Origin of the sequence: Flavobacterium pectinovorum (assembly GCF_900142715.1) — a bacterium.
GTDB classification, from domain to species: domain Bacteria; phylum Bacteroidota; class Bacteroidia; order Flavobacteriales; family Flavobacteriaceae; genus Flavobacterium; species Flavobacterium pectinovorum.
In genome coordinates, this window is the sequence record NZ_FRBX01000003.1 from 45015 (window position 1) to 58467 (window position 13453).

At 32.3% G+C, this 13453-nt stretch carries 15 protein-coding genes and 1 other RNA gene; 4 read left to right on the forward strand and 12 right to left on the reverse strand.

Annotated features, from left to right (window positions below; genetic code table 11):
• Nucleotides 1-16 precede the first annotated feature (16 nt).
• Both BUE22_RS10870 and rnpB read right to left on the reverse strand, forming a co-directional pair.
• Nucleotides 17-1267 carry a cation:dicarboxylate symporter family transporter gene (locus tag BUE22_RS10870; RefSeq protein WP_073395066.1) on the reverse strand — a complete coding sequence of 417 codons (1251 nt, stop codon included), beginning with the start codon at nucleotides 1265-1267 and terminating at the stop codon, nucleotides 17-19.
• Nucleotides 1268-1295: 28 nt separating this feature from the next.
• An RNA gene (gene rnpB / locus BUE22_RS10875) (RNase P RNA component class A) lies at nucleotides 1296-1611 on the reverse strand.
• A gap of 124 nt (nucleotides 1612-1735) precedes the next feature.
• On the opposite strand from rnpB, the gene BUE22_RS10880 reads away from it, so the two are divergent.
• A complete protein-coding gene (locus tag BUE22_RS10880; protein WP_073395067.1) occupies nucleotides 1736-2035 on the forward strand; it encodes an SH3 domain-containing protein in 300 nt (99 codons plus the stop codon).
• 214 nt (nucleotides 2036-2249) lie between these two features.
• Here the strand turns inward: BUE22_RS10880 and BUE22_RS10885 are convergent, their stop codons facing one another.
• From BUE22_RS10885 to BUE22_RS10900, 4 genes are all read right to left on the reverse strand, one after another.
• On the reverse strand, nucleotides 2250-2621 hold the full coding sequence (locus BUE22_RS10885; protein WP_073395068.1) for a LysM peptidoglycan-binding domain-containing protein: 372 nt from the start codon (nucleotides 2619-2621) through the stop codon (nucleotides 2250-2252).
• A 6-nt stretch (nucleotides 2622-2627) separates the two neighbouring features.
• Entirely contained in the window at nucleotides 2628-3104 is a 477-nt protein-coding gene (locus BUE22_RS10890; protein WP_073395069.1) for a BON domain-containing protein, read from the reverse strand.
• A gap of 102 nt (nucleotides 3105-3206) precedes the next feature.
• Nucleotides 3207-3632 carry a hypothetical protein gene (locus BUE22_RS10895; protein WP_073395070.1) on the reverse strand — a complete coding sequence of 142 codons (426 nt, stop codon included), beginning with the start codon at nucleotides 3630-3632 and terminating at the stop codon, nucleotides 3207-3209.
• Nucleotides 3633-3784: 152 nt separating this feature from the next.
• Nucleotides 3785-4912, reverse strand: coding sequence for a hypothetical protein (locus BUE22_RS10900; RefSeq protein WP_073395071.1), 1128 nt, complete (start codon nucleotides 4910-4912; stop codon nucleotides 3785-3787).
• Nucleotides 4913-5149: 237 nt separating this feature from the next.
• Here BUE22_RS10900 and dnaX point away from each other — a divergent pair, with 237 nt between their 5' ends.
• Nucleotides 5150-6235: a DNA polymerase III subunit gamma/tau gene (gene dnaX / locus BUE22_RS10905; protein ID WP_042564999.1), complete on the forward strand. Its 1086-nt coding sequence runs from the start codon at nucleotides 5150-5152 to the stop codon at nucleotides 6233-6235.
• 290 nt (nucleotides 6236-6525) lie between these two features.
• Nucleotides 6526-6942 (forward strand): hypothetical protein, encoded by a 417-nt coding sequence (locus BUE22_RS10910; protein WP_042565000.1) that lies wholly within the window; start codon nucleotides 6526-6528, stop codon nucleotides 6940-6942.
• A 102-nt stretch (nucleotides 6943-7044) separates the two neighbouring features.
• Here BUE22_RS10910 and BUE22_RS10915 read toward each other — a convergent pair whose 3' ends face one another.
• The 6 genes from BUE22_RS10915 to BUE22_RS10940 form a co-directional block, all read right to left on the reverse strand.
• Nucleotides 7045-7623, reverse strand: a complete 579-nt coding sequence (locus tag BUE22_RS10915) for an NAD(P)H-dependent oxidoreductase (RefSeq protein ID WP_073395072.1) — start codon at nucleotides 7621-7623, stop codon at nucleotides 7045-7047.
• Nucleotides 7624-7679: 56 nt separating this feature from the next.
• Nucleotides 7680-8240 carry a Crp/Fnr family transcriptional regulator gene (locus BUE22_RS10920; RefSeq protein ID WP_073395073.1) on the reverse strand — a complete coding sequence of 187 codons (561 nt, stop codon included), beginning with the start codon at nucleotides 8238-8240 and terminating at the stop codon, nucleotides 7680-7682.
• A gap of 143 nt (nucleotides 8241-8383) precedes the next feature.
• On the reverse strand, nucleotides 8384-8959 hold the full coding sequence (locus BUE22_RS10925) for a TMEM175 family protein (protein ID WP_073395074.1): 576 nt from the start codon (nucleotides 8957-8959) through the stop codon (nucleotides 8384-8386).
• A gap of 80 nt (nucleotides 8960-9039) precedes the next feature.
• A complete protein-coding gene (locus tag BUE22_RS10930) occupies nucleotides 9040-9930 on the reverse strand; it encodes a Ppx/GppA phosphatase family protein (protein WP_042565004.1) in 891 nt (296 codons plus the stop codon).
• Nucleotides 9931-9957: 27 nt separating this feature from the next.
• Entirely contained in the window at nucleotides 9958-12036 is a 2079-nt protein-coding gene (gene ppk1 / locus BUE22_RS10935; protein WP_073395075.1) for a polyphosphate kinase 1, read from the reverse strand.
• A gap of 5 nt (nucleotides 12037-12041) precedes the next feature.
• Complete coding sequence (locus BUE22_RS10940; protein ID WP_073395076.1) at nucleotides 12042-12527, reverse strand: SixA phosphatase family protein; 486 nt, start codon at nucleotides 12525-12527, stop codon at nucleotides 12042-12044.
• A 498-nt stretch (nucleotides 12528-13025) separates the two neighbouring features.
• Here BUE22_RS10940 and BUE22_RS10945 point away from each other — a divergent pair, with 498 nt between their 5' ends.
• Nucleotides 13026-13283 carry a hypothetical protein gene (locus tag BUE22_RS10945; RefSeq protein WP_073395077.1) on the forward strand — a complete coding sequence of 86 codons (258 nt, stop codon included), beginning with the start codon at nucleotides 13026-13028 and terminating at the stop codon, nucleotides 13281-13283.
• The last annotated feature ends 170 nt before the right edge of the window (nucleotides 13284-13453 follow it).

A 13453-nucleotide genomic window follows, 5' to 3' on the forward strand; every position in this document is an offset into this window, starting at 1 on the left:
ATTTACGGCAAAGCAATTATTCCTCCAAAACAGGCTCCAGATTTAACTCTGTAAAATCATGCTCTGTTTTCGAAATTATAATCGTTGCCACAGTATTTCCAATCAAATTTGTAATCGCTCTTGCTTCGCTCATAAATTTATCAACGCCTAATAAAAAAGCCAAACCTTCAACGGGAATTTTATGCAAAGCCGTTAAAGTCGACGCCAGAACAATAAAACCGCTTCCGGTAACACCGGCTGCGCCTTTTGAAGTAATCATCAAAATTCCGATTACGGTTAAAATCTCAAAAAAACTCAAATGTACATCATACAATTGCGCCAGAAATATAACCGACATCGACAAATAAATTGAAGTTCCGTCGAGATTAAACGAATATCCTGTCGGAATTACCAAACCTACAACAGATTTACTACAGCCCATTTGCTCTAATTTAACCATAATACTTGGCAACGCGGCTTCTGAAGATGATGTACCGAGGACTAATAAAAGTTCTTCTTTAATGTATTTTAAAATCGAAAGAATATTGATTTTATAGTATCTCAAAATACTTCCTAAAATAAAAAACACAAACAAAGCCATTGTCAGGTAAACGCAAAGCATCAATTTACCAAGCGGAATCAAAGTTTCTAATCCGAATTTACCTATTGTATACGCCATTCCGCCAAAAGCACCAAGCGGAGCGAGATACATAACATATTTTAATCCTGTAAAAACAACTTTTGAAAAGCGTTCTAAAACCAAAATTGTTTGTTCCCTTTTTTGATAAAAATTCAATGCAATACCGCAAACGATGGCAGCCAAAAGAACCTGCAAAGTAAAATTGGACAGAAAAAATTGCAGCCACGAAAAATTCTCGGCAGCATGATTGGTATATTTACTCGGATCTTGTAAAGTTAATCCTGATTTGTCAATTTTTCCAGGTTGAAAAAAATAGGCAACGCTTACTCCAATTGCCAGAGCAACTGTCGAAACGACTTCAAAATACGCCAAAGCTTTTACGCCAATTCGCCCCACTTTTTTAAGATTTCCCATTCCGGAAATTCCCAAAACAATGGTTAAAAATATAATTGGTCCAATAAATAATTTGATAATATCGACAAAAGTTTTTCCGACAATTTCCATTTTTACGCCATTTTGAGGCGAAAAATGTCCAAGCAAAATACCTGCAATTATGGCGATTAAAACCCAAAAAGTAAGATTGGTAATTACTGCCTTGAAAGTACTTTTCTTTGGTTTACCGGCAGTATTTGGAGTAGTTATATTCATGAAGATAAGTTAGTATTCACAAATATATAAAAAATGCAGACCTATAAGCCGGATTCTGTCCCTGATAAATCAGAGCCTTATCATTTATCTAGATTCCGAATTACTTCGGAACTCAAGCTACCTACCCTTCAACAACGGACGAGAAGCCCTTAAATGCTGATATACTTGGTATTTCACCGCATAGAGTTTACCTGGTTTCACTACAGCATTACCTGTACATACTTTCTGTTGCACTTGTCCTTGCGTTATTGCTAACACCGACGGGTGTTACCCGCTATGCTTCTCTATGGTGTCCGGACTTTCCTCCCCCCAACGAATTGAGCGACGATAAGGCGGTCTGCGGCGCAAAAGTAGCGATTTATAAGCGAAGAAACGAGGTTCTAAATTTAAGATTTTTATAAAATTTTGATAACGTTTTAATTTTAAATTGGTTACCTTTAAAATCCTTAATTTTTAAATTCATTTATTATGGCTAAAATGTATCATTACGCAACTGTCTCAAAGGCTTTAGATCAATTGAATGAAAAAGGATTTACATGTGATTTTAATCTGAACTCAAATTCAGACATGATTAAAAAAAATCCCGAAAAATTTGAAATTGTTCATGTGTATCGATACGAAGGGGAGTCGGACCCGGGCGATGAGGCAGTTGTATACGGAATTAAATCAACATCAGGCAAAAAAGGCGTTTATGTAGCAGGTTTCTCCGCAGGCTCTGATCTGGAGACTTCAAAGTTTTTATTCGATTTGAGTATTAAGGGAAGGTGATTTTTTAAATTATTCTTAAAGTTTGTCATTTCGACGAAGGAGAAATCGCATTTGCTGAAGCCACACAGTACGTTGCTTTCTGGATGTGATTTCTCCTTCGTCGAAATGACAAAAAAATGAAATCCGCCAAAATCCGCGTCATCCGCGTCCCATTTTTAAGCAAAAAAGTCCATCATAAAAATGACAGACTTTTCAACTCAACACGCAAAGTAAATTATGCAGTTGGTATTTTTAATTTCCAACCCGGCTGAATAACATCAGGGTTTTTAATAATATCTTTATTGGCTTCGTAAATGGTTTGCCAGGAAACGCCGTGAGCTTTTCCTATTTTCGAAAGAGAATCTCCGCTTACTACAGTGTAATCTGTTGTTGTTCCTTCAGCAACTTCAATATTCATAACCACATCCCCTGCTCTAAAATCAGGATCAATTTTTCCGTAAGCACTCCAAAGTTTTTCTTTGTCATCTGCAGATTTTGCCGTACCATCAATGTACAAAACATTATCCTGATCTCTTACCTGCAAATTTGAAACTCCTAAATTAGTCGCCAAATCTGTTAACTCTTTGTATTTATCTTGTAAACTCATGGCTTCTTATTTAATAATTAACTTGTTATCTACTTTTTTAGGTTTCAATTCCTGAACGCTTTTGATTAGGTTTGGCAATTGACTTCTTTTAATTTCTCCTGTAAGTGTAACCACGCCACCAACAACAGTAGCACTAACACCATTGTAAGATTCGATAACTTTATGTAATGATTTATCCAATTCAGTATCCGGACTAATGATAACAGCTGCAGCAGCAGTTTCTTCAGGTGCTACGATCTGGCAGTTGTTCACTACAGATTTTACGCCTTTAATTTCTTTTATAGAATTTGCAACTTCTTGTTTGAAAGCATCATCTTTACAAATACCCGAAATTGTAGCAACACCTTTCTCTACAGTAACTTGTACTTCTGGTCTGTCACTCAATTTTGCACTAATTTCTTTTTGAATGTCTGCATCTTTAGGTCCACAAGCTACTAATGAAACAGCAAGACCCATTCCTAATAAAACTGATTTAATCTTCATAATCGATATTTTTTAATTATTTACTAATAAAGTTAAACGAATTAAAATACCAAATATTACATAATAATCTTACAATTTTATATTTTTTCTATGATAAGGATTTTATTTTATAAGTTTCAGCATGTTATCAAAATAGATAATTAATTGATTCGGAATTTTATCTAAATCATTTCTGCCATAATCTGTCAGGTAAACTTCATTTTCCAGCATCCCGTTTACAATTCCTTTTTTCTTTGCCTTAATATCTCCGTTTCTTACGATAATAATTTCATAATATTGATCTTCATCTTTTAAAGTCAATCTATTAAAATCAGATACTTTTGGGTCATTGTTAATATTTTGCTGCCCAATGTCTGAAGCCAGATAAGTTGCAAATTTCTTAAAATCGTAGTATGGATTATTGTTATCAAAATTTCGATAAGTCTTTCGATTTCCTTCTTTCAAAATAAAACTTTTAACTTTTTCAAAATCTTCAACAGAAAATTGATTTGTAATATTTACGAATTGATTTTGAGTTTTTGAGGTCATTTTTTGGGCTGAAAGGTTTAGAAAGGTTATTAATACAAAGAAAAGAAGGAAGTGTTTTGGCATGTTTAAAGTTTTTGACCTTCAGATTCGTTGACGGTTGTTATTGGATTTGTAGTTATCATAATAATATTAATAACTTCTAATTTAGATCATTAATCTTTTGGAATTTTAGTTATTTCCTGTACTTTTTCAACAACTCTATCAATTGTTGGATTATTAGGTTCACTACCTTTTTCTATATAACCAGTTTTCTGATGAGTAAAAATACTATTGGCTGCCATGATCAAAATCTCATCTTTTTTATCAGATATTATTGTATTATAAAAATGTAGAGAAGCTCCATAAGAATTTTGACGTTGCTTATTAATAGTTTCATTATGTTTACATGCATTGTAATTTTTTATGCAAAATTTTAAAATATAAATATTTATGGAAAGTAGTAGTGCACGTAATAGTGTATGTTTAATAAGATAAAACCACAATATCTCTTGCCCACACGATGGACAAATTAAATTGAAATTTTTAAACGTACATACGCAAATTTCATTTAAATGATTATCAAAATTATTTATAAAAGACCAAATCAAAATGATTAGAAATATAACTGCTATAACTATAGCTATAATCCAATTTCTAGATTCCTTACGATTAATTTTGGCTTCTTCTTCATAAACTTTTTGTTGATTTCGCAATTCAATATTTACATTATCAGGTGTGTATCGCTCTCTAAATTCATCAAGTTGAAACTGAACACTATTTTTTATGTTATCAACTTCTTTTAACTTATTTATAAACTCTTCACTTTTATAATTAACATCATTTATTTTTTGCGAAATTTCTTCACTTTGCTTTTCAATATCATTTCTTACTGAATTTATCGTCTCAATATATTCATCCAAATTTTTATTTTCATATGAGACATTTAAAATTCCGCTTATCTTTTCATAAAAAGAATTAAATTTGTCAGAAAAGTTTTCAATTTTCAATAATATTGAAGTCTTACTATTTATAAATTCAACATTATTCATTCCATTAACCTCTGAATAAAACACTGTCAATTCGTTATAAAAATTGTAAATCTCTTCAATAGTATCCTTACTAAAGGAATACATGTTTGCTATTATTGATTTCAAAGTATTATTAAATTGTTCAATAAGATCTTTATGTGCAATTAATGATTCTTTCCCTAAAGATTCCGCACGCAAAAATTTTGCAACATTCATATCATCAATATTTTCATTGATATTCCTAAGAATTGAAAAATAATTGTATTTATCCATTTTTTAAATTTAGTTATTATTAGGATGATTAAAAAAAATGATTAACTAATTTGCTAAATTACTATTTTTAATTTCAAAATTAATGTTACAAATTTTACTCTATAGCAATTTCAATTTCAAGATTTACTTTTATGTATTGACTTTCAAATCTATTAGAAAATAACGCTGATATTTATCAAATTCTAATTTGTGATTTGGTAATTTTCAGCCTATATTTGCTATCGAATAAAATAGAATATGGAACAATTTGTAGTATCGGCTCGTAAATATCGCCCGCAAACCTTTAAGGATGTTGTGGGGCAGAAAGCCATTACCAACACTTTGCTGAACGCCATAGAAAGCAATCACCTTGCTTCTGCCCTTTTATTCACCGGACCGCGTGGTGTTGGAAAAACAACCTGCGCACGTATTTTGGCTCGTAAAATAAACCAGCCGGGATATGATGATCCAAATGAAGATTTTGCTTTTAACGTTTTTGAGTTAGATGCCGCTTCAAATAACTCAGTTGATGATATTCGCAGCCTTATTGATCAGGTTCGAATCCCGCCACAAACCGGGCAATACAAAGTATATATTATTGACGAGGTTCATATGTTGTCTTCGGCCGCTTTTAATGCTTTTCTGAAAACATTAGAAGAACCGCCTAAACATGCTATTTTCATTTTAGCTACGACGGAGAAACACAAAATTATTCCAACGATTTTATCTCGTTGTCAGATATTTGATTTCAAGAGAATTACGGTAAAAGACGCTAAAGAACATTTGGCTGAAGTTGCTGCAAGTCAGGGAATCAATTTTGAAGACGATGCTTTGCACATTATCGCTCAAAAGGCCGATGGTGCCATGCGTGACGCTTTATCGATTTTTGACCGTGTTGTTTCTTATTGTGGAACCAACTTAACACGTCAGGCCGTAACCGAAAACCTAAACGTTTTAGATTACGAAACTTATATTAGTATTACAGATTTACTTTTAGAAAATAAAATCCCGGATCTTTTAATGGCGTACAACGAAATCCTTTCAAAAGGTTTCGACGGACATCATTTTATTGCCGGATTGGCTTCGCATTTCAGAGATTTATTAGTTAGCAAAACTCCTGCTACTTTAAGTTTGCTTGAAGTGGGTGAACAAGCACAGCAAATGTACGGCGTACAAGCTCAAAAATGTTCGCAAGAGTTTTTATTGAAAGGAATTGATATTGCTAACGACTGCGATTTAAAATACAAATTAAGTCAGAATCAGCGCCTTTTAGTTGAATTATGTTTGATGCAATTGGCCTCTATCAACTTTGATGGAGAAAAAAAAAAGTTGAGCAATACATAATTCCTCCCACTTATTTTAAAAATGGCGGATATTCTATAGTTGAAATTCCAAAAAATAAAACCCAAATTCCAAATGAGGGAAATGAAATTTCGAATGCTGAAATTCCAACTAATAAAAGCCAAATTCCAGATACTGGAGAGAATGGCAATGTCAATCAAAATGGAAATTCTAATGTTGAAGTAAAAACTGAAACTCCAAAAGTTGAAGAACCTGAAACTCCAAGAGCTGAAGTAAATGGTACCTCTAAGGTTTCTGCTTTTTCTCTGGCCAGTATTCGCGCAAAAAAAGCGATGGAAGAAAGCAGTAAATCGTATGTAAAACCTTCATCTGTTTTACCAACTGAGGAATTTACAGAAACCGAAATGTTATTGCACTGGAACAAATACGCACAGCGTCTGGGTGAAAAAGGTTTGAAAATTATGGAATCGTTATTACTGATTAACGACCCAACTTTGAACGGAACGGTGATTACGCTTGAATTACCAAACGAAGGTTCTAAATTAGATTTTGAAAGTCAGATTAACGGGCTTTTAGGGCATTTAAAAGGACATTTGCACAATCATGATATTACGATTGAAATTGTTGTGAATGAAGCTGTTCAAACCAAAAGAACTTTTAGCGATCAGGACAGATACAATCGATTATTGGAAATCAACCCAAACATTGAACTTTTACGTTCTACATTTGGATTGGATTTACATACTTAAGATTTTTTTTTCTGCCACGAATTACACTAATTTTTACTAATTATTTTTAAAATTTTACGCAAGTAATTAGTGAAAATTTGTGTAATTCGTGGCAAACTATTCCTATTTATTTTTTAATCCTAAATTATAGACTTCTTGCAGCCATTTTTCTCTTTGAAAATCGTTGGCAGTTTTTATGATTCCGATGTAAGTAACTTTTACGGGCTTTATGCCACAGAATTCCAAGGTTGATTTCTTCAATTGGTTTACACTCGGTCTTCCAAAAAACAATCTGTAATACCATCCTGGCTGATCTAAAGTTGTGATAATATGCGCTGTTTTTCCTTTTAAGAGTTTATCCCACCAAACTGAATTTTCGCGATATTGAAATGCCATTCCCGGTAAAAATAATCGATCTATAAATCCTTTTGTAATTGCCGGAAGTCCGCCCCACCAAACGGGATGAATCCAAACCAAATGATCAGCATTTTGAATCTTTTGCCATGCATCTAATAAATCCGGTTCTAATTCGGTTCGTTTTTGGTAACCAAATTTTAAATTGGGATTGAATTGTAATTCTGCAATTGTAATTGTTTCTACTTGTGCACCCGAAGTTATGGCGCCCTTTTGGTAAGAATCTGCAATACCAAAGTTAAAACTTGCAGGATTTGGATGTCCGTTTATAATCAGTATTTTTTTCATGTTTTACGTTTTTACAAAAATACTATTAGCATGAAAAAAGGTACCGGACAAATGTCCTATAAAATCGCTTTTCGAATGCGGCTTAAATGTCTTGGCGTAACGCCCAAATAAGAAGCCAGATATTGAAGCGGAATTAACTGAATATATTTTTGATGGTTTTGATATAGTTCTTCATAACGCTGTTTTCCGGATAATTTCTGAAAAGAAATCATTCTTTTTTGAAGCGTTACGTATTCCATTTCAGTTAATTTTCTTCCAATCTCCTGCCAATGAATTCCTGATTTATAAAGCTTTTCTAAACTTTCGCGACTGATAATCTGTAATTCCGTATCAGCGAGAGCCTGAATACTTTCTTCGGCTACTTCCTGGGTTATAAAACTGGAAAACGAAGCCATAAATTCATTTTCAAAAGCAAAACAATTGGTAATTTCATCGCCTTGATGATTGAAAAAATACGAACGTAAAATTCCTTTTTTGATAAAAACAATTTCGTTACAAACCTGATTTTCTGTCAATAAAAGTTCTCCCTTTTTAAGTTTCCTGAAAGTAATTAAATCGTCTAGCTGATCTAATTCATCTTGTGGTAAAACCTGAATGGATTGAAAAATAGATTTCATTTAAAAAAATATTAAAATTTGAAAACACTAATATCCATCCGGCTTTCTAACTATTATTTTTAGCCACGAATTCACGAATTATTACTGCTAATCTTTGAGAACAAAAAATTCGTGAATTCGTGGCTAAATATTTATTCTGAAATCTATTTATTAAAAACCTTTTCAATTCTTTTATCGGGAATAAGCCATGACATTGCCACAATAAAATACGCTGCGCCGGATATCCATTCGTTGTAAAACGAAGCTATAATTCCAACAGTATATAAAACTGCAGAAGCTTTTCCTTTTAAATCTTTCCCCAAAGCTTTTGCCAATGCAGAATTTTTTCCTTCGACATCTAAAACTGTTTTTTGCAGAATTACATAAGCAATTGCAGAAAGTAATAAAATGATTCCGTAAAATGCCATTGCTGCTTTTGCAAAATTATGTTCTCCCATCCAGCCTGTAGCTACAGGAATTAGTGACAGCCAAAATAATAAATGAAGGTTTGCCCACATTATTTTCCCATTTACTTTTGATAAACTGTGAAGTAAATAATGATGATTGTTCCAGTAAATCCCAACGTAAATAAAACTTAAAATATAACTCAAAAACTTCGGAATAAGTGGTTTTAAATCAGCAAACTCATGTCCGTGAGGCACTTTGATTTCTAAAATCATAATGGTAATAATAATTGCTAAAACACCATCACTAAAGGCTTCGAGTCTGGTTTTATTCATTTTATATAAGTTAAAAAGGTTGCCACGAATTTTTATTCTAAATCTTAAAAAAATAATTAGTGAAATTCGTGGCTAAAAAATTATATTTTACCGTAATACATTGCTTTTACGATTCCGTCAGAAAGTCCGATTTTGGGAACAAAAATTTGGCGTGCTCCGCTCCATTTCATTGCATTAAGATAAATACGAGTGGCGTGAATAATTACGTCGGCACGGTCAGAGTTTAAACCTAATTCGGCGATTCTTTGTTCGTATGTCAATGAATTTAAAAACGCGTATTGTGAATTGATATAAATGTATGAAAGCGGTTTTTCCTGCTGTTTTCCAGACATTTTAAACAATTTATTAATGTTTCCGCCAGAACCAATCAACGTTACTTCTTCATAATCTGCAGTATTGGTTTTAATCCATTTTTCGATTTCATCCCAAACAACATCATGTACCATATTGTTTAATAAACGAACTGTTCCTGCTTTAAACGATCTTGAAGTAATCATTTTTCCGTCAGAGAAAAGCGTAAATTCCGTACTTCCACCACCTACATCTACAAATAAATAAGTTTCATCTGTTTTAAGTAAATGATGCAGATCTGTAGAAGCAATTATTGCGGCTTCTTTTTTACCATCAATAATTTCGATTTTAATGTCAGCTTTTTTCTTGATTAATGCCACAACTTCTTTGGCATTGTAAGCTTCACGCATTGCCGAAGTCGCAAACGCCATATAACGTTCGACTTTATGTACTTTCATCAAAAGATTGAATGCTTTCATGGCATCAACCATTCGATCTATATTTTCTTCTGAAATTTCTCCAACTGTAAAGGCGTCTTGTCCCAAACGAATTGGCACACGAACAAGTGAACTTTTATTAAATTGCGGTTCTTTGCCATCTTGTTCTACAACATTGGATATCAGAAGCCTCATGGCATTTGAACCGATATCTATTGCTGCATATTTCTTTATATTAATCATGCTCACTTATGATTTGAATTTGTTTTATTAATTTACTTTTTGAGTAACCGCTTCTAGTACCGAGATTTTATTCTGATAATATTTATAGGTTTCCAATTGAGCTCTAAATGGGGCATGATGATTTCTGGGCTTATATTTATTATCTAATTTATAGGAATGATATCTCACTTTCACATTCCCTTTCCATCCAATATTAAAATTGTCAATTAATTCTTTTTTAATTTCAAGGTCATAAATTGGGCAGGTTACCTCAACTCTTCCATCGAGATTTCGAGTCATGAAATCGGCAGATGAAATGTAAACTTCAGTTAAACCGGCGTTTCCAAAAATATAAACTCTTGAATGTTCAAGATAATTGTCGACAATACTTATGGCTTCGATGTTTTCGCTCATTCCCGGAATTCCCGGAATCAGAGAGCAAATTCCTCTTACCTGCAGCTGAATTTTTACGCCTGCATTACTTGCTTCATATAATTTATCGATCATTTTAAAATCCGACAAACTATTCATCTTCAGTTTTATATGCGTTTTTCTACCTGCTAAAGCGTGCAAAATTTCACGGTCTATCAGTTTTACAAATTTGGTTCTTGTGTAATGCGGAGAAACTATTAAATGCTTATATCGGTGAACTCTGTAATTGATATCAAAAAATTCGAAGATCTTAGAAATGTCTTTCAAAATTCCCTGATGACAGGTTAAAAGTGTTACATCGGTATAAATTTTGGCTGTTGATTCGTTGAAATTTCCTGTTGAAATAAATCCGTAACGACGGCTTTTGCCTTCTTCTGCTCTTTCGATAACACAAATTTTACTGTGTACCTTCAACCCTTTTATTCCGAAAATTAAATTGATTCCTTCGGTTTGCATTTGTTCGGCATACGAAATATTCGATGCTTCGTCAAAACGCGCCTGAAGTTCGATTTGAACCGTTACTTTTTTTCCGTTTTTTGCGGCATTTATCAACGAACTAATAATTTGCGAATTTTTTGCCAAACGATACAAGGTGATTTTTATACTCGTCACTTTTGGGTCTAAAGCTGCTTCACGCAAAAATTTAGTTATGTATGAAAAAGACTGATATGGAGCGTTTAGTAAATAATCTTTTTTATTGATTTTCTCTAAAATACTTCCATCAAGGCTTAATCCCGGAACCGGTAAAGGCTCATTTGCTTTATAAAGTAAATCGTAGCGTCCTAAATTTGGAAAATCCATATAATCACGACGATTGTGATATCTTCCTCCCGGAATTATACTGTCTGTTTCGACAATTTTCATTTTATCTAAGAAAAAACGCAACGTATCTTCTTCAATTAAACTGTCATAAATAAAACGAACAGGTTCTCCAATTCGTCTGTCTTTTACAGAAGTAGCAATTTTTTCAAGCATACTTTTACTCAAATCGCTGTCGATATCCAACTGCGCATCACGAGTAATTTTGATCATGTGTGCCGAAACGGTTTTATAATCGAAAATATTGAAGATGTTTTTCAGTTTAAGCCGAATTACATCATCAATTAAAATTACATATTGTTTATCATCTTCTGATGGAAGAACAACAAATCTGTTGATTGTTTTGGGAATTTCAATAACAGCATAGCGAACTTCATCGTTGTTGAGTTCCAAACGCACCGCCAGATATCCTAAAGTATCTTTTAAAATAGGAAATTCTGCAAGGTCATTCAAAATAATGGTCACCAATTCGGGACTTAATTTCTGCATGTAGAAGTCCTTTAAAAAACATTCCTGTTTTTCTGTAACCTGACTTTCGTTGATAATAAAGATATTTTCGGCTTCGAGTTCAGATTCGATATTTCCTAAAATACGTAAACTTTCAGATTGCTGCTGAATTACTATTTCTGTAATATCCTTAATTAATTGGTGGGCAGAAACACCTCCTAAATATTTTTCACCTGAAATTCCAGAAAGACTCAATCTCCGGATTGCGGCATAGCGAACTCTAAAAAATTCATCTAAATTGTTTGAAAAAATTCCAACAAAACGCAACCTGTCTAAAAGTGGAACTGTGTTGTCTGCTGCTTCCTGAAGCACTCTTGCATTAAACGCTAACCAACTTTTTTCTCTATCGATATATTTCTGCTCGTACACTTTATTTATTTTAAATCTTTGGGGAAAATTGTTTTTTGGGTTTTGCCTTTATGAATTGCATTCCAGGCTTCGGCATCAAATTTAAGTGATACAAATCCGGAAGTAGGTACATTTTCAATAAAAACATCCCCAAATTTATTAACAAAATTTGTAATAGCCTCGTTATGTCCGAAAAGAATAACGCTTTCGAAACTATTATCACATGATTTGATAACTTTTTCGAGTTGTTTATCGTCAAAAGTATAAAGATCATCTTTATAAACGATACTTTCTATTGGATAAGATATATTTTGAGCAAAGATAAGAGCCGTTTCAGACGCGCGTGCTGCAGTACTGCTCCAGATTATATAGGTTTTAGGGAGGTATTTTGAGATATGGGTTGATACTTCATGAGCATCTAAAATTCCTCTTTTCATTAAAGGTCTGTCAAAATCCTTTAAAGGAGCTTCCCAGCTTGATTTTGCATGTCGTATCAATATTAAATTTTTCATATGTGCAAGGATTTAGAAACATCAAAATTGAAGTTACTTTTTATTAAGTTCTAATTTACAAAAGAAATTGTAATAGTTCTCTTTTTTTTAATTCTGTTAACATTTAAAGAAAATTTTAACAAGAATATCAAATGCTAAATATTCAAAATTTTACAAAATAGCAGAATTCCTTTTTTGTCACATTCTGTACTTCATCCATTAAAACCATCACTTAGTCGATTATGACGATATACGTAATAAATTAACTAAATAATTGATTAATAGATAGTTATAGTGTTTTATTTTTTTACAGTTTTGGGCAAAAAAAGTAAAAATTCGTGCTTTTTTAATTGTTATAAATGACATAAAAAAATCGTTTTTTGATCCATATTTAACAAAAAAAGAACGTTTCAACGAGTTTTTAGGTTAGTTACAGATAAAAAAAATCAAAAATAAACTGACTATATACCTTTGATTATGTTAATTTTTTATAAATAATGCAAAACAAAATCTTAAGTTATGAGAACAAAAACTACTCTTAGAACCGCGGTCAAATTTGTAAAAAATTGTAAGTCTATTTTTTCTTTCAAAAAAGTGATTTATCAAAAAAACATTTTTCCTCTCTTGCATATTTCATTTTCACCAACAGCTTCTTTTGATGCTATTTTAATTGAAAATCAGGGAAACATCAGAAGCATTCCATCTTATAAAAATGCTCATTTCCTGATTTCAGACAATACCGGTTTTCGACTGACACTTAAAACTTTAAGGGCATAAATTTTTACTTTAAAAACAAACACTTAAAAACCCTTGTACTTAATCAAATCCTAAATAATTTGATTAAAACAATATATAATTTGATATCAAAATTACTGTATACGCCTTTTAATTAACGAAAAATATTTGATATCAAATTATTTTATCGCCGGATAATTTTAATCAAAAAC